Here is a 21,962-nt window from a genome sequence, read left to right as displayed (position 1 = left end):
GAGCATCATGGCCGGCAAGCACTCAGGCGACCACTCGCAGACCCCCGAGAACGTCGTGCACGACCACCACGGACAGAGTGTCGCGTCCTGGACCACGGTCGGCCTCCTGCTCGTCGCGGCGGCGTTGATCGCCCTGGCCTTCCCTCTGGCGGATGCGCGGATGCCGTTGCTCGCCATCGGGATCGGGCTCACCATCGTCGGCCTGGTGGTCGGCAAGGTGCTGTCGTCCACCGGGTACGGCGTGCGCGGCAAGGGCGAGGTGACCAACATCGTGGACGCCCCCGAGGTCGCGAACGGGGACGAGGTCGGGATCAGCTGAGCGACGGACGACCGGATCAGCATCCAGTGAGCCAGCCGCGATGACGCCGCCGCGCTCGACGCCCACCCCTGTGCTCGCCCTCATGAGCGGCGGCGCGAGTCCCACCGAACGCCGGTTGATCGAGGAGTGGGCCGCCTCGAGCGACGAGGGTCGCGGCGTCACGAAGGTCATCGACGAGGTCGGCCTCGCGGCGGAGCTGCCGCAGTACGCCGAGGCGCTGATCCTCCCGGTGCGGGTCGCGTGGCTGCCGAGTGTGCAGAGAGACGAGTCGACCTCGCGCTGGTCGGAGCTGGCCCTCATGGCGACCCCGCGGCGTCCCGCCTCGTGGATCCAGCGCCGGCTCGCGGCACGCGACCCCGAGCGGCAGCGCGTCCTGACCGGTGCGCCGGCTTTGCTCAGCCAGCTGCGCTCGCGACACCGTCGCGCGGTCGGCTCCCACGCCGAGGATCCCGAGGACTTCGCCCGTTTCGTCCGTCGGGCCGCCATCGTCGCCCTCGACCGCGCCGAGCGATCCTTCATCGGCGACCGCTACAAGGTTCCGCACCATGTCGCCGAGGAGATCAGCTCGCGCGCCGAGTTCCGCAGTCGCCTGGTGGAGATCGCCCAGGACACCGGCATCTCGGAGAAGGAGGCGATCGAGCGGGCCGAGGCGGCACTCGGCGAGCTCGTCGCAGTCCAGAGCCGGGCCGCCGTAGACCTGTTCCAGGCCCTCATGGACCCGCTGCACTCGTCGACCTGGAACGTCATCGCGGACGAGAGCGGTCTGGGCCGGCTCCGCGAGCTGAACAAGAAGTATGCGCTGGTCTTCCTCCCCTCACACCGTTCCTATGTCGACACCTTGGTCCTCGGCGACGTGCTCGCCCGCAACGACTTCCCGCGCAACCACGTCATGGGCGGGGCCAACCTGCGGATCTGGCCGATCTCCAACATCGCGCGCCGCGCGGGTCTGGTCTTCATCCGCCGTTCTTTCGGGGACGACAAGATCTACAAGGCGGTCGTCGAGGAGTACTTCGGCTACCTTCTGTCCAAGCGCTTCAACCTCGAGTGGTACTTCGAGGGTGGACGCTCGCGCACGGGGAAACTCCGTTCGCCGCGCTACGGGCTCCTGTCCTACGTCGCACAGGCCGTCACGAGCGGTCGGGTCGAGGACGTCTACCTCGTCCCGGTCTCGATCACGTACGACCGGCTCTACGAGGTCGCGGTCATGGCGGCCGAGCAGGCGGGGGCGGCCAAGCAGCCGGAGGGGCTGAAGTGGCTGGCCAAGTATGCGCGCTCCCAGCGGTCGACGACCGGCGGCAACGCGCACGTCCGGTTCGGCGAGCCGCTCAGCCTCGCCACTCGGATGGCCCCGGCCGACGCGCCCGACGCCGACCAGCGGATCGCCCTGCAGAAGGTCGCCTTCGAGGTGGCCGTCGGGATCAACTCCTCCACACCGATCACCGCCAACGCCCTGCTCACCCTGACCCTCCTCGGCGTCCGCGACCAGGCGCAGACCGTCGACGAGATCCTCAAGGTCATCGCACCGATCCTCGACTACATCGAGAAGCGCGGCCTGCCGACGACCGGGCTCGAGCGACTGCGTGACGCGCTGGGCCTGCAGACGGTCCTGACGCAGCTCGTGCGCGCCAAGGTCGTCACGGCCTACGAGGACGGCGAGGAGCCGGTCTACGCGATCGAGCGTGGCCAGCATCTCGTCGCCGCGTTCTACCGCAACAACGCGATCCACTGGTTCATCACCCGCGCCATCCTCGAGCTGTCCATCCTCCACGTGGCCGAGCGGATGTCCGAGGACGAGGAGGTCTCCGCGCGCGAGATCATCGAGGCGGTCTGGGACGAGGCCAACACGATCCGCGACCAGCTTAAGTTCGAGTTCTTCTTCCCCACCCGCCGCGTCTTCGTCGACGAGCTGCGCGATGAGATGGACCTGCTCGACCCCGACTGGGAGGACACCGCCCCGAGTCTCGAGGCCGTGCGCAACGTCCTAGCCGGATCCCAGGTGCTCATGGCACACCGCGTCCTGCGATCCTTCCTCGACGCCCAGCTCGTCGTCGCCGAGCGACTCTCCCTGCGCGGTGAGGACGAGCTCGACCGCAAGGACACCGCCGCCCGGGACGCCTTCGTCGCCGAGTGCGAGAAGGTCGGCCGCCAGATGCTCCTCCAGGGCCGGCTACACGGTCCGGAGGGCCTCAGCCGTGAGCTGTTCGCCTCCGCGCTCGACCTGATGGCCAACCTCGGTCTCCTTGTCGACGTCGCGGCCGCCGACGCCATAGACGTCACTGACGCCGCCGACGGTGACGCAACCCACGAGGGCCTGGCCTCGCGGCGGGAGGCGAGCGCCGCATACGCTCGTGATCTCGTCCGGCGTGTGCGGGCGATCGAGTTCCTGGACGCATCCATCCGAGCGGAGGTCACCGGTGTCCCTGACTGACGCCGCCCTACAGCATCGCCTCGACGAGGTCTACAACGGCCCGGAGGGTCCGGCGATCGGGGCGTTCTTCGACTTCGACGGCACGCTCATCCACGGCTTCTCGGCCGTCGACTTCTATCTCGACCGGATCCGGCGCGGCAAGGTCGGACCCGTCGAGGGCCTGCAGACCATCGCGCTCGCGTTGCGTGGGATCACAACCGAGGAGGACTTCGAGCGCTTCGTCGGCGTCGGGCTCGGCACCTTCAAAGGTCGTCCCGAGGAGGAGATCCTCACCGACGGCGACCGCGTCTTCCGGGCCAGCGTCGCGAGCCGGATCTTCCCCGAAGCCTGGCAGCTCGTGGAGGCCCACCAGCGCAAGGGGCATACGGTCGTCCTCGCCTCCTCGGCGACGCGGTTCCAGATCCAGCCCGCCGCGGACGTCCTCGGCGTCCGGCACGTGCTCTACACCCCACTCGAGGTCGACGAGGCGGGCAACCTCACCGGTCGTCCCGGCAAGACACTGTGGCGATCCGGCAAGGCGAACGCTGTCCGCGAGTTCGCTGCCGCCAACGAGATCGACCTCGAGCAGTCCTACGGCTACTCCAACGGCGACGAGGACATCCCGTTCCTCGAGCTCGTGGGCCGCCCGGCGGCCACGACCTCCGAGCCGCGGCTGCGCGTCCACGCTCTCGAACAGGGTTGGCCCATCCTCGACTTCCGGGCCCGGGGCATCCCAGGAGTGAGGGACTTGCTCCGCAGCGGTGCCGCCGTAGGCGGGTTGACAGCAGGCATGTTCACGGGTGCCGCATTCGGCCTGCTCAACCGTTCCCGGCGCCGGGCCGTCGACACGATGGCGGCCCTGTCGTCCGAGCTCTCACTCGGACTGGCCGGCATCCAGGTCGAGGTGCAGGGGGAGGAGCACCTCTGGTCGCACCGCCCCGCGGTCTTCATCTTCAACCACCAGAGCCAGCTGGACCTGCCCCTCGCCGGCTATCTGCTGCGGCACGGGTTCACCGGCGTTGCGAAGCAGGAGCTCAAGCGGGATCCCATCGTCGGCCTGCCCTTCCGGTTCGCCGGCGTCGCCTTCGTCGACCGCAAGGGCGGCAAGGACCCGCGCAAGGCTCTGGCGCCCGCGGTCGAGAAGCTCAAGGAGGGGATCTCCATCGCGATCGCCCCCGAGGGCACCCGGTCCTTGACTCCGACCCTCGGGCCGTTCAAGACCGGCGCATTCCATCTGGCCCGGCAGGCGGGCGTCCCCGTCGTGCCGATCGTCATCCGCAACGCCGGCGAGCTGATGTGGCGGGACTCGTTCACGATCAAGCCCGGCACCGTCCAGGTGGTCGTCAAGGAGCCGATCGACGTCTCGACCTGGGATCCCGACGAGATGCGTGAGCGGGTCGCCGACGTTCGCCAGATGTATGCCGACACCCTCGCGCGGTGGCCGCAGGGCCCGGCCACGGTCTCCGGAGTGGCCACCCAGGCCCACACCCCCGGCGAGGTGGACGTCGCCAACCTCGAGGGCGAAGAGCTCGAACCCCGACCGGTCGAGGACGGCGAGCACGACGCCCCGGTGTCGGCACCCCGGAAGCCGCGGGCCAAGCGCGCCACCGCGAAGAAGTCGGGGACCACCACGAGGGCGGCAAAGGAATCCGCCGCGAAGAAGTCTGCTGCCACCAAGCCGACGAGCACGAAGAAGCCGACCGGCACGAAGGCAACCGGTAAGAAGGCAACCGCCAAGAAGGCGACGGCGAAGAAGTCGACGGCGAAGAAGTCGAGCGGCGGGCTCGAGATCGCACCGCGGTCGACTCCGTCCGGGACGCGGCGCAGTCGCGAACGGCACTCGATCGTCGAGATGGTCAGCCCGGAACCCCCGCTCTGAGCCGCGCGCCGGCGGGTCTTCGCTTGCCCCGGCCGGGGCGCCGGGGCCGGATCTCATCCATGAAGGGTGAGTCGCGCCGAGGGGCTGTGTCCGATGCTGAACTCGCAGGCGGCATGGGCCGTGTGGTGCGAGCACAGGAGGAGCATTGTCCGACCCGGCGAGCGGCGCGACCCAGGCGGCAACGGGCCCGGACACCGCGGAACACCGCCGGTTGGCCGAGGCGACGGGCCGGGCGGAGACCGACCTGTTCTCCGCCAACCCGTGGTACGAGTGGGGTCCGTATCTCAGTGAGCGTGCCTGGGGCACGGTGCGCGAGGACTACTCCGCCGACGGTGACGCCTGGCGTTCGTTCCCGCACGATCACGCTCGATCCCGTGCCTACCGGTGGAACGAGGACGGGATGGCGGGGATCTCGGACATCAGGCATGAGCTGTGCCTCGGCTTGGCCCTGTGGAACGGACGGGACCCGATCCTCAAGGAGCGGATGTTCGGCCTGGCCGGACCGGAGGGCAATCACGGCGAGGATGCCAAGGAGTACTGGTGGTACCTCGAAGGGCTGCCGAGCCATGCCCTCCTGCACTGGCGGTACCACTATCCCCAGACGGCGTTCCCCTACGACGCCCTCGTGCACCACGGTCGTGGCCTGCAGGACCCCGAGCTCGAGCTGCTCGACACCGGAGTGTTCGACGAGGACCGCTACTGGTCCGTCGACGTCACGTACGCCAAGGCGTCGCCCACCGAGCTCGTCATGCGTGTCGTCGTCGAGAACCACGGACCGCAGGAGGCGACCCTGGAGGTGCTGCCGGCGTGGTGGTTCCGGAACACGTGGTCCTGGGACCCGGGTGCCGAACGACCGCGGATGGAGGGCGACGACGCCTCGCTGCGGGTGAGTCAGCACCACTCGTTGGCCGGCTACCGGCTGGATGCGGCTCCCGGCCCGGACGGCGCGATGCCGGAGCTCCTCTTCTGTGAGAACGACACCAACATGCCCCGCGTCTTCGGTGCGCCTGCGACGACGCCGTACCCGAAGGACGGGATCAACGACCACATCGTCTCCGGGGCCGCGACGGTGAACCCCGAGGGTTTCGGCACCAAGGCTGCGTTCCGCTACCGGCTGACGCTGGGCCCAGGGGAGATCGCCGAGCTGCGTCTGCGGATGCACGGTCACGCCGACGGCGCAAGCGGCGGCGACCCGGCGTGGGCGGCGGAGGCCTTCGAGGAGGTGATCCGGGTCCGGGAGGCCGATGCGGACGAGTTCTATGGCGCGCTGGCACCCAGCGGGACCACGCCCGAGCAGCTCCGCGTCCTCCGCCAGGCGAGTGCCGGGCTCGTGTGGAGCAAGCAGATCTACCCCCTACGACGTCGCCCGCTGGATGGACGGCGATCCCGGACAGCCGGCACCACCGGCCTCGCGACGTCACGGCCGCAACGCCCAGTGGCGTCACCTCCAGGCCTTCGACGTCCTCGCGATGCCGGACCCCTGGGAGTATCCGTGGTTCGCCGCCTGGGACCTCGGCTTCCATGCCGTGGCCTGGGCGCACCTCGATCCTGCGTTCGCGAAGTACCAGATGCTGGTGCTGCTCCGCGAGTGGTTCCAGCATCCCAACGGTGCCCTGCCCGCATACGAGTGGAACTTCGACGACATCAACCCGCCGGTGCACGTCATGGCGGCGTTGCGGGTCTTCCGGATCGACGGCGGACAGGACCGCGAGTTCCTCGAGCGGGTTTTCCAGAAGCTGCTCATCAACTTCACGTGGTGGCTCAACCGCCAGGACGCCGACGGCAACAACGTCTTCGGCGGAGGGTTCCTCGGCCTCGACAACATCAGCCCCATCGACCGGTCGAACCTCCCTGACGGTGTCCGGCTGGAGCAGGCCGACGGAACCGCCTGGATGGCGTACTACGCCCTCTCGATGTTGCTCATCGCGACCGAGCTCGCGCGGGAGAACGACGTCTACGACGACATGACCATCAAGTTCCTCGAGCAGTTCCTGCAGATCAGCAGGGCCCTGGAGCGACAGGGGCTCTACGACGAGGACGACGCATTCTTCTACGACCGACTGGTGCTCCCATCCGGACAGGCGACCGCGGTCCGGGTGCGGACCATCGCCGGCCTCATACCCCTGCTGCCGGCGAGCGCTCTGCCCCGGCCCACCGCCGAGGGCATCGCGCGACTGGGCAAGGGCTTCGCGCGGCTCCGGGAGAACTGGGCTCGCGAGGGAGGCACCCTGGACGGTCGGGTGCGGGACGTCGACGGCCGGGAGAGCATCCTCGTCTCCGTCCTCCATCCGGACCAGATCGGTCTGGCCCTGCAGGAGTTCTTCGACGAGGACGCGTTTCTGTCTCCCCACGGGCTGCGGTCCCTGTCGAAGCGTCATCAGGGCAGGCCCTACGAGCTCGATGGCGTGCCCGGCGCCTCGATCGACTACCAGCCGGCCGAGTCGAGCACCGCGATGTTCGGCGGCAACTCCAACTGGCGTGGCCCGGTGTGGATGCCGCTGAACTATCTGGCGATCCGTCAGTTCGTCAACCTCGACCGCTTCCTGGGCGAGGACTTCACGCTGGAGTACCCCAGCGGATCCGGACGGCGGCTCACGTTCGGGCAGGTGGCGCAGGATCTCGCCGATCGTCTGCTGGCCATCTGGTTGCCCGACGACAACGGCCGTCGTCCGGTGTTCGGTGGGGTCACGCGACTCCAGGAGGACCCTGCGTGGAAGGACAACCTGTTGTTCTTCGAGTACTTCCACGGCGACGACGGGGCGGGGCTGGGAGCGATGCATCAGTCCGGATGGACCGCCCTCGTCGTCGACCTCATCCTCGACCCACCGGCGGCCCAGTCCGCCCACACACCCCGACGTGCCAATCCCGGCTCGTCGGACTACCCCGAAGAGAAGGAGAAGCACCATGCCCGCTGAGACAGACAGCCCCGTCCTCGAGACGATCGCGGCACTCACGGCCGCCTCGCTGGAGCGAAGCGACCTGTCCGACGACGCACTGCTGATGGTCCGGATCGCCGCGCTCGCCGCCGTCGATGCACGACCGATCTCGTACGTCGCGCACGTCGGTCCCGCCGTCGAGTCGGGCGTCACCATCGAGGATGTCCAGAATGTCCTCGTCGCCGTCGCTCCGATCATCGGGACTGCGCGGACGATGTCCGCCGCCGTCAACATCACCGAGGCCCTCGGGCTCGTCATCGCCGTGATGGACGAGGACGACGAGTGAGCTGACCCTCATCGGAGGGACCACCCGCGAGCGTCCCTGACCCCTGCCGCACGGGGGCGAGGGCGCCGCTGGAGGTGAGCAGCGCATACCTCGAGCGAGGTCCCGCGGCGGGGTCTGTCATCCTTGCGGGGTGTTCCTCGCGCGACGCCCGCTGGTGGCCGGCGGGCGACCCGTCTTCCGACACCCGGCGCAGGTGCTGGTCACCGCGTTCCTCATCGCGGACCTGATCGGCACCATGCTGCTCATGCTGCCCGTCTCGCGCACTGGTGAGGGTGGCGCGCCGTTCGTCACGGCACTCTTCACGGCGACCAGCGCCGTCTGTGTCACGGGACTGATCACCGTCGACACGGCGACCTACTGGAGCCCGACCGGCCAGGCCGTCATTCTCGGCCTCATCCAGGTGGGTGGATTCGGGATCATGACCATGGCGTCGCTGATCGGGCTGTTCCTGTCGCGGCGGATGGGGCTGCGGACGCGCCTCACGGCCGCGGCGGAGACGCGCAGCGTCGGCCCTGGGGACGTGCGACGCGTCCTCAAGGGCGTCTTCCTGATCACGGTCGCCGTCGAGGGCACAGTGGCGTTGCTCCTGACGCTGCGGTTCCGCGACATGTACGACGACACCTGGCCGACCGCTCTCTGGCACGGGGTCTTCCACGCCGTCTCGTCGTTCAACAACGCGGGTTTCGCACTCTTCAGCGACAACCTGATGGGGTTCCTCACGGACGGCTTCATCCTCATGCCGATCTCCATAGCGGTGGTCATCGGCGGTCTCGGCTTCCCCGTTCTCGTCGAGCTGATGCGCAACCGGCGACCGCGGACCTGGAGTCTGCACACCCGGCTCACCCTCGTCATGACCGGTGTCCTCCTCATCGGTGGCACGGCGTTCATCGCGCTCACCGAGTGGACGAATCCGGGCACGCTCGGCACGCTGACACCGGTCGAGCGGGTTCTCGGCGGCTGGTTCCATGCCGTCCAGCCGCGCACGGCCGGTTTCAACGCGTGGGACTACGGTCAGGTCACCGACGAGACGCTGCTCGCGACGATCATGCTCATGTTCGTCGGCGGCGGCTCGGCTGGTACGGCCGGTGGGCTGAAGGTGACGACGTTCATCGTCCTGTTCTTCGTCATCCTCGCCGAGGTCCGCGGGGACGACGACGTGATCGCGTTCGACCGACGGATCGACCACCGCGTCGTGCGCCAGGCCACGACCGTCGCCCTCCTCGGCGTGGCCGCAGTGATGGGTGGGACGATGCTCCTGACCGAGCTGACCGACCTGCCCTTCCGTGACGTGCTGTTCGAGACGACGTCAGCCTTCGCGACGGTCGGGCTGTCGACCGGCATCACCCCTGAGGTCGGCGGCCCGGCGCAGCTGGTCCTCGTCGTCCTGATGTTCCTCGGGCGACTCGGCCCGATCACCTTGGTCTCGGCGCTGGCTCTGCGTGAGCGGACGCGTCGCTACCACCTCCCGGAAGGAGCGCCCCTCATTGGCTAAGAGGATTGGACGCGGCGGCGGCGTCGTCGTCATCGGTCTCGGCAGGTTCGGCAAGTCCCTGGCCGACGAGCTCGAGCGGGACGGGGTCGAAGTGCTCGCGATCGACAACGACCTCAAGCGGGTCCAGGACCTTGCCGGGCGGTGGACCCACATCGTCCAGGCGGACGCCACGGACGCCCAGGCGATGGAACAGCTCGGTGTCGGGGAGTTCAGCAAGGCCGTCATCGCCATCGGGCACAATCTCGAGGCGAGCGTGCTCACGGCGTTCGTCCTGCGCAAGCTCGGGGTCGCCGACATCTGGGCCAAGGCGATCACGACCTCGCAGGGCGAGATCCTCTCGCAGGTCGGGGTCGCGCACATAGTGCGTCCGGAACATCAGATGGGAAAACGCGTCGCTCACCTGGTCCGGGGCCGAATGCTCGACTACATCGAGTTCGACGACGGCTACGCCATCGTCAAGACCAAGCCGCCCCGCGACATCCTCGGGCGCACGCTCGCCGAGGCCGGTGTCAGACAGCGTTGGGGGGTGACCATCGTCGGGATCAAGAGCGAAGGGAGGGACTTCTCGTATGCGACGCCCACCTCGGTCGTCAACGAAGGGGATCTCATCATCGTCTCCGGAGAGCGGCGCAAGGTCGAGGCTTTCTCGGACCAGGAGTGAGTGGCTCGGGTGCTACCTATCGGTGTGACCTGGCCGGGGTCGACGGTCTAGACGAGCCGACGAGCTCTTCCTCAGCCAGAAGACAGTCAACTCAGACATTTCGAACATGCTCGGCAGGACCGGCACCTGCCAACCGCAACGACCTCGTAGCTCGAGCATGCGAGGGCCGAATCAACCCACTCTGATCGTGCCCGGCCTCGACGGTGCGAGTCGACTCGGCAGCCGTAGGGCGCGCGTTGAATGACGGCCTGCGTAGCGGCTGGGGTCGGCTCAGTTAGGGGCGGACCGCTACCCACAGCTCCTCGGCCGGCCACCTGTTCGCCCACTCCCGGGACGCGATCTCGTAGAACGGGTGGTCGATGCCATCGTCTGGTGCGTAGATCTCGTGCATCGCCTCGATGATGAAACCAGCACTTCGCAGGTGCCGCACCCAGTCACCGTGTGAGGGATGGAACTCGATGCCGCCGCCTGGCCATTGCACTCGGCGGGTCTCCCGCTGGCCGCGAAGCAGCCGATCTCCAGCAACCCCGCCATCGGCCGGGACACACAGCGCAGAGAGATTGCTGTTCGTCAAGAAGACCAACCGGCCGCCCGGCCGCAAAAGCCTGGCGGCCTCGGGCAACCAGCGTTCAGGCTCGCACCAGGCAGCCACACCGTGCTCGCTCACCACGAGGTCGAAGAGCCCACTGGCCAACGGGACCTGCTCGGCATCCGCGTGGACCAGCGGGAAGTCGGGACCGAGCCGGGCTTGGAGGTGCCGCACCGTTGCGAGTTGCTCACCGGAGAAGTCCAGGCCGACCGGACGGGCGCCTGCGCGCGCGAGCCAGGCGGAAAAGTACGCAGTCCCGCAGGCAAGCTCCAGGACGTCCATACCCTCGACGTCGCCGAGGACGCCGAGTTCCCTTTCGGGCGTGGCGAAGAGGCCCCACACCACTTCCGGCATGACCCACATGCCTTCGGCCGCCCCGTTTGTGAAGCGCTCGTTCACGATCGCCCAGACCTCCCGGTTCACGGCGATCTCTGCCGCTCTGCCTTCGGCCACAGGGACAGTCTCCCCGAAAGTGGGCGGTGACATCGAGTCCGCCACCGACCGGGCCGCTCTGAGGACGACGCTCGCCCCACGAGCGCAGACCCCATCGGCGACGAGGGCCGTTGCCGCATGCTCCCCCGAGCCCGGGGTCGCAGTTCTCGAGCACCTCATGGTCGACGAGCAGGATCGCGGGAAGAACACGGCCACGTGCGCAACCCACGCGGCGAAGCGCCGCGCATTCGCAGCGCCGGACACGAACGGGTAGCAGAGTGGTGCTACCGAGGTAGGATAGAGAGGTGAAACTCAGCATCAGCCTCCCAGATGAGGACGTCGCCGCTCTGGACCGTTACGCCCACGCTGCCGGTATCACCAGCCGGTCCGCGGCGATCCAGCGTGCCATCCGACTGCTGAGCAACCCCGAGCTCGACGACGCCTACACCGCAGCCTGGGACGAGTGGGAGGCCTCCGGTGACGCGGCCTCGTGGGAGGAGACCACAGCGGACGGGCTGCCCGATGCTTCGCGGTGAGATCCGGCTGGTCGATCTCGACCCGGCCGGTCACGGCGAGGCGAACAAGCGCCGGCCAGCCGTGGTCGTCAGCAACGACCGCGCCAATGCCACCGCTGCTCGGCTCGGCCGGGGAGCCGTCACCATCGTGCCGGTGACCAGCAACCTGACCCACGTCTACCCGTTCCAGGTCGCCCTGCCCGCCGAGGAGACGGGGTTGCGGGTGGACTCAAAAGCTCAGGCCGAACAGATCCGCTCCGTCTCCGTGGAGAGGCTCGGGCCTGCTCTCGGCCGCGTGCCGGCGCCTTTGATGGCGCTGGTGGACGAAGCGTTACGCCTGCACCTCCAGCTGTGATCGCATCGCCTGCAGGCAGCCCGGCTCGCGGCGGAGTGTCCTGGCTCGGGATGGGCGGGGGTCCGGTCGACTTGTGGGCCCCGACGACGTGATCGGCCAACACCAAGCGGGCCTTGGCGACAGGCTCGAAGGATGGTCCTATGGACGAGGACGGTGCGCTCGGTCAGGAGGGCCCATGGGCGACGAGGTATCGGTCAGCCACGAGGAACTGCAGCGGGTTGCCTGCGGGGATTCGCGCCCGTACGTAGATCATCGCTCAGGAGGGTGGCTGTGACTACACCGGTCGTCCACTGACTCCGTATGGGTGCCATTCGCTCTATGGACCGCCTGCATGTAACGTCAAAGAAATGTACTATCTTTTGCAGCCATCCCGCCCCATGCAAGTTGTCGACATCCCTTCACTCATGCTGCTGAAGCGACTGCGGGAGAACCCCGCACTAGCCGTCGATCGTCTGGGTTGGGAAGCATCCACTCGTGTGATGGATGACGACGTGCTTCGAGTCGCGCTCTCCCATGGGGCCAGGTGTACCGAAGGCTTGCTCGTCTACCTCGACGATCTTGTCGCCCTGGAGGGTGGAGACGAGATACGCCGGAAGGGCGCCGCATTCACGGCTCATCAGGGCGTGGTGGCCGCAAACGACGATGTCATGGGACAGCTCGTGCCGGGATGGACGGCATCTCGCGTCGACCCTGAAAGCCAGCTGGACGAGAGCATGGAGCAGTCGGCGCGAGACCGGGACCAATGGCGCGACGACCTGCTAGCCACGTCGCCTCTCCCCGAGTTGGCGGAGCACTGGCAATCGCTCGGAGGCAGTCTGCCGACAAGGCTTGACGACGGCCGCCGCGTCCGTCCTAGGGAGTGATGCCTTGACGGCATCACTCTTGAGCGCCCAATAAGCTCCGCTGGCGTGAGCCTGGCCCAACTGCCGCGGAAGGGCCAATCTCTGTGTAGGCGAGGTCAGAAGTCCTCGGTGTGTGCCACGCGGCCTTGGCGTAGGCCTCGGCGAGCCAACCTGCGAGCTCATCGTCGACGTCAGCGACCCGTGCGAGTTCGACGTGGTGCATCCACACATTGAGTGCCGGATGAGCGATCTCCTTGATGCGCTCAGAGACAAGCTCGTGAGGCAGTGCGATCGACAGCACAGCCGGTACAGCGCCGGCGATGTACTGACCCGGACGCCACAGGAAGGCAAAGCCCAAGGGCTACCCGTCCAAGGCGAACCGGGCCGGCTGCGCGCCCGCGGGATCGCCGCGACGATCCCGGAGCGAGAGGACCAGATCGCGCACCGGGCCAAGGCGGCGAAATGACGCGATAGCCGCTCCGCGACGGGGACCTGGCGCGCCCCTTCTGCCCGCGTCGACGCGCACGAGGCGGACGCCCTCGTACCCGACGGTCTAGATTGGTGAGCGCACCTCAGGGCACGCGGCCGACGCTCTCCGACAAACGGCGCGATGACCCGGTGTGCGGAGAACCGCCACCGCTTCGCTGCATGATCCGACAGGAGGTTCGGATGCCGGTGAGGCTCAACCACACGATTGTGTACTGCCGCCACAAGCAGGCCTCGGCATTGTTCTTGTCCGAGATCCTGGGACTACCCGCCCCGACGAGCTTCGGACCGTTCTCCGTGGTCCAGGTGGCGAACGACGTCTCGCTGGACTTCCTCGAGGAGGGGACGGTGCACCCGCAGCACTACGCCTTCCTTGTCGACGAGAACGAGTTCGACCAGATCCACGCGCGAATCCTGGCCCGCGACATCCCCTACTGGGCCGACCCCGAGCGGCGTCGACCGCAGCAGACGAACACCAACGACGGAGGCCGCGGGCTGTACTGGCTGGACCCGGACAGTCACATCCTCGAGATCCTCACCGTTCCGTACGGCGGCTGGCCGAACCAGCGTCCGTAGCCGCGGGCAACAAGCTGTCGATAGGAAGCCCAGGGGACGTCGCTCCTGCTCGGCAGAAGTGCATCCGCTCGCGCCGATAGGGCGCACGGCGAAGTGCAACCGCCCCACTGACCCAAGCGGCTGAAGTCGCGCCTGGTCAGGCCGCCCGCCGTCGTCTCACGCGGACAACGACGCCGACGGCGAGGACGAACAGCGCCGCCAGGGCCGTGGTGTCCACGGCGGGGACAAAGCGGACCTGGCCTTTGCTGATGGAGTAGGCGCCGATGCCCCGGACCATGCCGCCGAAGCCTCCGCCGCTGCCCTGGTCCTCGGGACCGTTGCCTCCGCCTCCGCCGCCGATCGACACGGCGACCGGGACGAGGGTGACTCCGTCGCGGTCGATCGGTTCACCGAACACCCGGCGGATGCCGAGCTGGTCACCTACTCGGGTCAGGATGTCCTCGGGCGTCATCACGCACCTCCTGCGGTTGGGTCGTCGTTGGTTCGTCCAGCAGAACACACATCTGCTCGAGGAGCGTCAGAAAGCCCTTGGGCTGTCATGGCGCCGAGTTCGTCACGCGCCGACTGGCGGCGATGAGACGCGAGTCCTCGGCGGGCGCGACGTGCGGACGTAGATTGTGTTACGGCAGGTCGGGGCCAGGATTCACCCGCTCGAACTGTCCAACGGCGTCTTCGTCGATCAGTCCCTCCTCGGCCAGCCAGTTCACGGCACGGACCCGTGCCCGGGCATCCCTGAAGGCATGCCAGACGGAGATCAGATCGGGATGGCGCTGGTAGAGCTCATTCTTGAAGCGCCGGAAGGCGCCCTTGCCCTGCAGCGATCGGTGCAGGCGCTGGCCGGCAGCGCGGTCGCTGATGCCGTCGGCGAAGTCGACCATGTCCTGGTACCAGACGTACGGAGGGAGGGGGTCGATGAGGATCAGGTCGAGATCGTCAAGGTCGACCGGGTGCTCACCGTCGATGCCGGTGTCGCTGGTCCAGAACACGATCTCACCGGTCCTTGGGTCGATCAGCCATCGGTGCTCGTAGTCGGTTTGGTCGGCCAAGGCGGTTGCGATCTCTTCAACGTCGAGAGCATCGAGATCCAGCATCGAATCAGCGTATGGCTTCAGCCGAACGCTGTCGCCACAAACAACAGGCGACCGACAACGCCGAACAACCGGCGGAGTGCCGCACCCTCGTGGACAGTTCGTGCCGGCAGTTCGATCACGTGTTGTGACCGGCGGCGGTGGGAGTGGTCTGCCCGAGAACCCATACCCTTGAGAAGCATGAATGGAACGAATCTGACGCGGCTCATGGAGCTTGAGCACCAGGGTTGGGACGCTCTCTGTCGTTCGGTTGGCGGGGATTTCTATGGCCGGTTGATGATGCCGGAGGCGGTGATGATCCTCGTCAACGGCATGATCCTCGACCGCGAGACGATCGCGAGCACGCTCAACGACTCGCCGCCGTGGACGTCGTATGAACTGTCCCAAGAGAGTCTCGTGCCGATCAATGACGATGCTGCGGCCGTCGTCTATCGAGCCAGCGCGGTACGTCAAGGGGACGATCAGCCGTTCATCGCGCTGATGACCAGCGTCTACCGAATGGTCGAGGGCGAAGCCCGTTTGGTTCTCTACCAGCAGACCGCGATAACCCACTGACCCCTGGCTGAGCTGCACGCCTAGCCCCCGCGGTGTGACACGGAACCCGTGCGCGCGCAAGGCCCTGGGGGATGAGCAGGTGCCCGCTAACGCGCGCCTCACCCACGAAAGGGGAGATGCGAGTCGATCGCCAGCGCGACAGGGAAGGCGCGGCGGCCGGTGGTTCGTGTCACAGCGTCCCGTCCCCCGGGCACTGGACCGGGTCCGGTCAGGTGCGGGCCACGGAGCCTCGGCGCGGCAACCTCCTCACCCGGTCAGGGTGATGACCCGTCCGGAGGAGGTGGAGATGCTCGAATCGTGGCACTCGTGTCCACCCCGCTCACGCGCTCGCTGACCTTCCCGGAGGCAGACGCAAGGGATCGAACCCGTGCCGACCTGAACCACCGCGGTGAAGACCGCACCGATGGCTGTCCCGGCATGGGGCCGGGACCCGATAGGAGTACAGCATGAGTGACACCGAGATGCTGATCGTGGCCGGCTATCCGGACGTCGAGGTGGCCGAGGCGGAGTTCCGATCGCTGGCGTCGAAGGTCGAGGCGAAGGAGCTGAGCAGCCAGGGAATGATCCTCGTCGGCAAGGACGCCGACGGTGAGCCCCGGCTGATGGATACCGGCAACCACCTGGGTCGGCGCGGCGCAGCGTGGGGCGGCGGAGCGGGTGTGCTCATCGGGATGTTCTCTCCACCGATGCTCGGGGCCGTCGCGGTGGGTGCGGCTGCGGGCGCTGTGGTGGGCCACTTCGCGGGCAACAAGCTGACCGCGGCGGTCCAGGAGCAGGTCGGGACCGCCCTGAAGGCCGGCACGGCCGTCATCATCGGCGTCTTCCCGGCCGACGCCCGGCTGGCGGTTGAGCGGGCCCTGCCCGGTGCCCCGCTGAAGTCCGTCGTCGAGAGCGACGAAAGGGGCATCGACGAGCTCAGGGTGAAGCTGGCCGAGGCCATGGGCAAGTTCTCACCCGACCGCTCCGTGCTCCCTCTCCGGGACCGGCAGTTCAGTGGCGTGGCCGGTCACACCATCGACGAGTCGGTCGGCGACTGGAGCATCGTCGCGGGCCCGAAAGCCCCCGAGGACGCACCGAACGTGCTCATCGTCCTCATCGACGACGCCGGCTTCGGCGGCCCCGACACCTTCGGCGGCGGCATCCGCACCCCGAACCTCACCCGCGTCCAGCAGCAGGGCCTCACGTACAACAGCTTCCACGTCACCGCGGTCTGCTCACCGACCCGCGCGGCCCTGCTGACCGGTCGCAACCACCACCGCGTCGGTATGGGCGGCATCGCCGAGTTCCCCGGTCCGTTCCCCGGCTACACCGGCATCCGCCCCCGGGCCTGCACCGCCCTCCCCCGGATCTTGCGGGAGAACGGCTACATCACCGGCGGGTTCGGCAAGTGGCACATGACCCCCGGACGCGACATGGGCGCGGCCGGGTCATTCGACCACTGGCCCACCGGCTGGGGCTTCGACCACTGGTGGGGGTTCCTGACCGGAGCGGCGGGCCAGTACGACCCAATCATCACGCAGGACAACTCCACCCTCGGCGTTCCCGAGGGCGAGGATGGCAAGCTCTACTACTTCCCCGACGACATCACCGACAAGACCGTCGAGTGGCTGCACGCCGTGCGAGCACAAGACGCCGACAAGCCGTGGTTCGTCTACTACTCGACCGGCGCCACCCACGCACCGCACCACGTCGCCCAGGAGTGGGCCGACAAGTACAAGGGCCAGTTCGACGACGGCTGGGACGCCTACCGTGAACGGACCCGCGAGCGGCAGAAGAAGCTCGGCATCGTCCCACCGGACACCGAGCTCACCCCGCGCCCGGACGCCTTCCCCGCGTGGGACAGCCTCTCCGAGGCCGAACGCCGGCTCTATGCCCGCCAGATGGAGGTGTTCGCCGGATTCTCGGAGAACGCCGACTGGAACGTGGGTCGCCTGCTCGACGCCATCGAGGAGATGGGCGAGCTCGACAACACGCTGGTCATCTACATCTGGGGCGACAACGGCGCGTCGATGGAGGGCACCACCACCGGGTCGTTCAACGAGACCACCTTCTTCAACGGCGTCGTCCTCGACGCCGAGGAACAGCTGGCGCTGATCGACAAGTACGGCGGCATCGCCGAGCTCGGCGGCTTCCACACCGCACCGCACTTCGCCGCCGCCTGGGCGCACGCGAACAACACCCCGTTCCAGTGGGGGAAGCAGATGGCCTCCCACCTCGGTGGCACCCGCGACCCGATGGTTGTCTCCTGGCCCCGCAAGATCGCCGCGGGCGGCGACCTGCGCAGTCAGTTCACCCACTGCATCGACGTCGTCCCGACCATCCTGGAGGTCATCGGCTTCCCGGAGCCCAGCGTCGTCGACGGCATCGAGCAGGAGCCGATGGACGGCACCAGCTTCGCCTACACCTTCGACGCCCCCGACGCCGCCGAGCAGCACACTGTGCAGTACTTCGAGATGTACGGCAGCCGCGCCATCTACAAGGACGGCTGGTGGGCCTGCACGAAGCTCGACAAGCTGCCGTGGGACTTCTCCCCGCCGACCCTCGCCCGGTTCGGGCCCGGCGGTGAGTGGAACCCGCAGGACGACGTGTGGGAGCTGTACTACCTGCCCGACGACTTCTCCCAGGCCCACGACCTCGCCGCGGACAACCCGGAGAAGCTGGCCGAGCTGGTGGAGCTCTTCTGGTCGGAAGCCGAGCGTCACCGCGTGCTGCCTCTGCTCGGCGGCTTCGCAGCCTTCTTCGGGATCCTGCCGCCGATGCCGACGCAGACCCGGTTCACCTTCGCCGGTGACGTTCAGAACATCCAGACGACGATGATCCCCCGCATCTACGGCCGCTCCTACGCCATCGAGGCCGACGTCCACGTCCCGGAGGGCGGTGCCCAAGGGGTGCTCGTGGCCTTCGCGGACTTCATCGGTGGCTTCGCGCTGTGGGTGGACGAGAACGGGCTGCTCAACCACACCTACCAGTTCCTGGGCATCGACACCTACCGCCAGACCTCGACCGAACCGATCCCCACCGGTGACGTCACCCTGAAGATGCTGTTCGAGGCCGACGAGGCCACGCCCGGCACCGGCGGGCACGTCACCTTGTGGGCCGACGACCGGCAGATCGGTGAGGGGCCGCTGCCCCACAGCATCGCGCTGCTGTTCACCACCTACGCAGGCATGGACATCTCGCGGGATAACGGCGGCGTCGTCGACCTCGACTACGAGGACCGTGCTCCCTACGCCTTCACCGGTACGGTGCGCAACGTCGTCTTCGACCTCGCGCCGGGCTCCCATGACACGGAGGTGTCGCTGCACGAGGCAACCGCGCGAGCCGCCATCGCTCACGGGGCCGCCGGCTAAGCCGGCCATCGCCGGGTCCGGATCAGCGCGCAGCGGGCCGAGAAGGCGCTCGCCGGAGCTGCTCGCGGCATCGTGGGTCGACCCCGAAGCACCCTCCGGCGAGTGAGCCGTGCCATTGAGGGGTCCCGGTCCGCTGGTCCCCGTGGAATGCTCTTGGCAGAGCCCGAACCGGGCACGCCCCAGAGCAGACGAGAACCGTGGATGAGAACCGGACCCAAGCGCCCCGACGTCGAGATGCCGCAATGGCCGGGGGTCCAGGCGGCGGAGGACCGTCGTGACCACCCCTGACGACGCCTTCGTGCCGGGTGCCGCCGTGACGCCTGCAGCCGAGGGGGCCGGCTGGATCACGCGTACCCGCTTGCTCGAGGTGGTCGACCGCTTCACGAGCGATCGCCCCGCCCCCGTCGTGACGGTCAGCGGCCCCGGGGGCGCCGGAAAGTCCATCCTCGCCCGGCAGCTCCACGAGACCGACGGACGAGCGCGGCTCGAGCTGCCCATCAGCGTGCGTCTCGACGAGCCGGCTGCCCTGACCCGAGCACTCGTCGACCTCCTCGAGACCGTAGGTCCCCGGGCGCCGATCCTGCACTCGAGCATCGGCGCTGCCGAGCCGGGATTCTCGAGCGTCGTCCTGCCGGCCCTTGCCCGACTGCTCCGGTCCCGAACCCGGCCGTACACCGTGGTGATCGACGACGTCCATCTCCTCCGGCACTCCGCGAGCCGGGAGGTCATCCGCGTCCTGTGCCGCACGATCCCCCCGGAGTGCCGGGTCATCCTGCTCAGCCGGGACCCGACCCCTGCCTGGCTTGCGCGGGTGCGAGCCGAGGGAAGGCTGCTGGAGATCTCCGAGAGCGACCTCCGGTTCGACGTCACGGAGGCCACCGAGCTGCTGCACCGGCAGGGGGTGTCGTTCTCGGCCGAGGACGTGGAAGAGGTCGTGCGCGCCACCGAGGGGTGGGCCGTCGCTATCTACCTGACCGCGTTGGCCATGTCATCCGGTGCGCGGTCCACTCCCTCGGCCCCCTCGACACGGGCCACGTACCCCCTTCGCGCCATCGCGGACTACCTCAGCACCGAGATCCTTCCCCCGTTGGACCCCGACCTTCGCAGCTTCCTGCTCCGCACGTCGGTCCTGGAGGAGCTGACCCCCGAGCTCTGTGACGCCGTCCTGCGGCGTAACGACTCCGCCGGAGCCATCGCCCGGCTGCTCGAGCAGCTGCAGCTGGTCATCCCGCTCGACCCTCCCGGCTCGCGGGTGCGCTACCACCACCTGCTCGGTGAGTCCCTGAGGCTCGAGCTGTCCCGCAGCTCCCCGACCGAGGTGACGGACCTGAACCGGCGTGCCTGCGCGTGGTTCGCGGACGCCGGTGACCTCGATTTGGCCGTCCGGCACGCGAAGAGTGCCCACGACATCGCGCTAACGGGGCGCCTGGTCTGGTCCGGGACCATGAGGTGCCTCGGCCGCGGTGAGACCGACCGCTTGGCCTTCTGGCTGCGAGACCTGACCGACGAGCAGGCCGCGCACGACCCGTGGCTGAGCCTGTCCGCGGCCTGGCTCGCCTTCCAGAACGCCGAGACCGACCGCATGGACCGGTGGATCCTGCACTGCGAACGTCATGCCGGCGCGGGATGGGAGCGACGAGCCGGCGAATCGCCCTATGCGGCCGCGCTGGCCTTCCTCGTGGCTCTGGTGGGCCGGGTCGGCCTCGACGAGTCACTTGCCCTGTGCGAGGCGTCCGCTCGGGGACTGCCACCCGAGGAGGGCTTCCGCGCCGCTGCCATGTTCGTCCGGGGTGTCGTACTGACCCTGAAGCGCAGAGCGGACGAGGGAGCCCAGTGCCTCGTCGAGGCCGAGCGCCTCGCCCGGGTTCTGGACGTGCCGCTCATCCGAGCCGACTCCCTCTCGTGGCGCGGTGTGCTCGCCCTGGCAGGCGGTGACCATGCCACGGGACAGCGCCTGATCCTCCTCGCGCGCGAGGTCATCCTCGACCACCGTCTCGAACGCCTCGCCAGCTCCGCGCACTGCATCACGGCCCAGGCGCTGGTCCAGGCCCTGCGCCGCGACCCGGAGGCCCCCTCCACGCTGGCAGCGGCCCGCCGGCTGACGGTCCGCTTGGGCGACGTCGCGCCCTGGTTCGAGGTGTGCGGCCGGCTGATCCAGGCCCGCGCGGCCACTGCACTGGGCGACCGCAGCCTGGCCGCGCAGCTCATCGTGGAGGCCAGGGCCCGAATGACCGCAGACCTGAGCGCCACCCTGGCGCAGGACCTCCTGGAGGACGCTGAGGCCGCGCTCGCCCGCCTGCGCGTCGACGGCGTGTACTCGCCGGCTCTGACCGCCGCAGAGATGCGGGTGCTGCAGTTCCTCCCGAGTCATCTGCAGCTGCCGCAGATCGCCGAGCACCTCTTCGTGACCCAGAACACCGTGAAGACGCACGTGGCGTCGATCCACCGCAAGCTCGGCGTGTCCTCGCGGGCAGAAGTGGTGGAGCGGGCTCAGGAACTAGGACTCCTCGAGGCGCCCGCATACGGCTGAACGCCCGACCTCGCCCCGCTGGGGTGATGTGGGGGCCTGGGGCCTCTGGTGGGCTGGAGGCAAGGCGTCCACCATCACTGTGAGGTCGTGCCATGGGATCCAGAACCGTGCCGGGAAGTGAGGAGCTGCGTGTCCTGGCCGATGCTGCGCTCACCCACGTGCTGTTCATCCAGGTGGCTGCATCCTGCGTGAAGGCACATCACCGGCTCATCGTCCAGGACCTCGCACCGACCACCATCTGGTTGATGGAGGATCTGTCCCGTCGGGTCGGCCACCTATCCACCGGCACCTTCCTGGATCTGTGGTGGGACCCGCGCAGCGGCCTCGGCGAGGCTGCACTGCCTGCGCTCCTCGGGCAGGCCGACCCGGCTGCACAGCGGTTCCCCGACCCCCACCTGCTGCTGCGCTCACCCAGGATCAGCGGTTCGGGCATCCAGTACGAGATCGAGGGCACCACGGGGAACCTGCCCGACCGCTGCGGCGCGTGCATCCTCTTCATCGGTCACGGACACCTCGCGGAGTGACGAGCGGGCGCCCCGCCGTCAAAGGTCACCTCTTCAGGGTGGTCCGGCGCGAGTGGCTGCCCGATAGAACAGGCAGCGAGGCGTCCGTGCGCCGGCTGACCGGCACGCGGCCCGGAGTTGAGGAGGTCCTGCCGTGCGCA

The 21,962-nt window shown here is 68.4% G+C and carries 19 protein-coding genes; 16 read left to right on the top strand and 3 right to left on the bottom strand.

Translation table 11 applies throughout. The features are described from left to right. The first annotated feature begins 7 nt into the window (after positions 1-7). The 7 genes from GA707_RS04015 (at position 8) to GA707_RS03985 (ending at position 9,980) form a co-directional block, all read left to right on the top strand. Complete coding sequence (locus GA707_RS04015) at positions 8-319, top strand: HGxxPAAW family protein (RefSeq protein ID WP_193315164.1); 312 nt, start codon at positions 8-10, stop codon at positions 317-319. A 40-nt stretch (positions 320-359) separates the two neighbouring features. Continuing rightward, positions 360-2,747, top strand: coding sequence for a glycerol-3-phosphate 1-O-acyltransferase (locus GA707_RS04010; protein ID WP_152177151.1), 2,388 nt, complete (start codon positions 360-362; stop codon positions 2,745-2,747). Then, positions 2,734-4,605 carry an HAD-IB family hydrolase gene (locus tag GA707_RS04005; protein WP_226963519.1) on the top strand — a complete coding sequence of 624 codons (1,872 nt, stop codon included), beginning with the start codon at positions 2,734-2,736 and terminating at the stop codon, positions 4,603-4,605. Before GA707_RS04010 ends, GA707_RS04005 begins: the two co-directional genes overlap by 14 nt. Positions 4,606-5,978: 1,373 nt before the next feature. Then, positions 5,979-7,520, top strand: a complete 1,542-nt coding sequence (locus GA707_RS21100) for a hypothetical protein (protein WP_226963518.1) — start codon at positions 5,979-5,981, stop codon at positions 7,518-7,520. After that, entirely contained in the window at positions 7,510-7,827 is a 318-nt protein-coding gene (locus GA707_RS03995; RefSeq protein ID WP_152177150.1) for a carboxymuconolactone decarboxylase family protein, read from the top strand. Before GA707_RS21100 ends, GA707_RS03995 begins: the two co-directional genes overlap by 11 nt. 130 nt (positions 7,828-7,957) lie before the next feature. Continuing rightward, positions 7,958-9,319: a TrkH family potassium uptake protein gene (locus tag GA707_RS03990; RefSeq protein WP_226963517.1), complete on the top strand. Its 1,362-nt coding sequence runs from the start codon at positions 7,958-7,960 to the stop codon at positions 9,317-9,319. After that, a complete protein-coding gene (locus GA707_RS03985) occupies positions 9,312-9,980 on the top strand; it encodes a TrkA family potassium uptake protein (RefSeq protein ID WP_226963516.1) in 669 nt (222 codons plus the stop codon). The genes GA707_RS03990 and GA707_RS03985 overlap by 8 nt, the downstream gene beginning before the upstream one ends. Positions 9,981-10,254: 274 nt before the next feature. On the opposite strand, the gene GA707_RS03980 is transcribed toward GA707_RS03985, so the two are convergent. Next, a complete protein-coding gene (locus GA707_RS03980; RefSeq protein WP_226963515.1) occupies positions 10,255-11,022 on the bottom strand; it encodes a class I SAM-dependent methyltransferase in 768 nt (255 codons plus the stop codon). Positions 11,023-11,306: 284 nt separating this feature from the next. Between GA707_RS03980 and GA707_RS03975 the strand changes: the two genes are divergently transcribed. The 5 genes from GA707_RS03975 to GA707_RS03955 all read left to right on the top strand — a co-directional run bounded on the left by GA707_RS03975 (position 11,307) and on the right by GA707_RS03955 (position 13,775). Further along, the gene (locus GA707_RS03975) at positions 11,307-11,537 is read left to right on the top strand and encodes a ribbon-helix-helix domain-containing protein (protein ID WP_152177148.1); all 231 of its coding nucleotides are present in this window, start codon (positions 11,307-11,309) and stop codon (positions 11,535-11,537) included. Continuing rightward, entirely contained in the window at positions 11,524-11,871 is a 348-nt protein-coding gene (locus GA707_RS03970; protein WP_152177147.1) for a type II toxin-antitoxin system PemK/MazF family toxin, read from the top strand. Before GA707_RS03975 ends, GA707_RS03970 begins: the two co-directional genes overlap by 14 nt. A gap of 479 nt (positions 11,872-12,350) precedes the next feature. Next, complete coding sequence (locus tag GA707_RS03965) at positions 12,351-12,734, top strand: hypothetical protein (protein ID WP_152177146.1); 384 nt, start codon at positions 12,351-12,353, stop codon at positions 12,732-12,734. Between the two features lie 112 nt (positions 12,735-12,846). Then, the gene (locus GA707_RS21510; RefSeq protein WP_152177145.1) at positions 12,847-13,179 is read left to right on the top strand and encodes a hypothetical protein; all 333 of its coding nucleotides are present in this window, start codon (positions 12,847-12,849) and stop codon (positions 13,177-13,179) included. Between the two features lie 203 nt (positions 13,180-13,382). Beyond that, on the top strand, positions 13,383-13,775 hold the full coding sequence (locus tag GA707_RS03955; RefSeq protein WP_152177144.1) for a VOC family protein: 393 nt from the start codon (positions 13,383-13,385) through the stop codon (positions 13,773-13,775). Positions 13,776-13,911: 136 nt separating this feature from the next. Here the strand turns inward: GA707_RS03955 and GA707_RS03950 are convergent, their stop codons facing one another. Both GA707_RS03950 and GA707_RS03945 read right to left on the bottom strand, forming a co-directional pair. Then, the gene (locus GA707_RS03950) at positions 13,912-14,226 is read right to left on the bottom strand and encodes a sporulation protein (RefSeq protein WP_152177143.1); all 315 of its coding nucleotides are present in this window, start codon (positions 14,224-14,226) and stop codon (positions 13,912-13,914) included. A gap of 169 nt (positions 14,227-14,395) precedes the next feature. Continuing rightward, the gene (locus GA707_RS03945; protein WP_152177142.1) at positions 14,396-14,866 is read right to left on the bottom strand and encodes a UPF0158 family protein; all 471 of its coding nucleotides are present in this window, start codon (positions 14,864-14,866) and stop codon (positions 14,396-14,398) included. A gap of 177 nt (positions 14,867-15,043) precedes the next feature. Between GA707_RS03945 and GA707_RS03940 the strand changes: the two genes are divergently transcribed. The 4 genes from GA707_RS03940 (at position 15,044) to GA707_RS03925 (ending at position 21,822) form a co-directional block, all read left to right on the top strand. Further along, entirely contained in the window at positions 15,044-15,418 is a 375-nt protein-coding gene (locus tag GA707_RS03940; protein ID WP_152177141.1) for a DUF4440 domain-containing protein, read from the top strand. Between the two features lie 446 nt (positions 15,419-15,864). Further along, the gene (locus GA707_RS03935) at positions 15,865-18,768 is read left to right on the top strand and encodes an arylsulfatase (protein ID WP_152177140.1); all 2,904 of its coding nucleotides are present in this window, start codon (positions 15,865-15,867) and stop codon (positions 18,766-18,768) included. 274 nt (positions 18,769-19,042) lie between these two features. Beyond that, entirely contained in the window at positions 19,043-21,298 is a 2,256-nt protein-coding gene (locus GA707_RS03930; RefSeq protein ID WP_152177139.1) for an AAA family ATPase, read from the top strand. A gap of 92 nt (positions 21,299-21,390) precedes the next feature. After that, complete coding sequence (locus tag GA707_RS03925) at positions 21,391-21,822, top strand: hypothetical protein (protein WP_152177138.1); 432 nt, start codon at positions 21,391-21,393, stop codon at positions 21,820-21,822. The last annotated feature ends 140 nt before the right edge of the window (positions 21,823-21,962 follow it).

This window comes from Nostocoides sp. F2B08 (assembly GCF_009184895.1).
In the GTDB taxonomy this organism is placed as follows: Bacteria; Actinomycetota; Actinomycetes; order Actinomycetales; family Dermatophilaceae; genus F2B08.
Note: the sequence above shows the minus strand (reverse complement) of the source record. Positions and strands in the feature narration are given on the sequence as shown.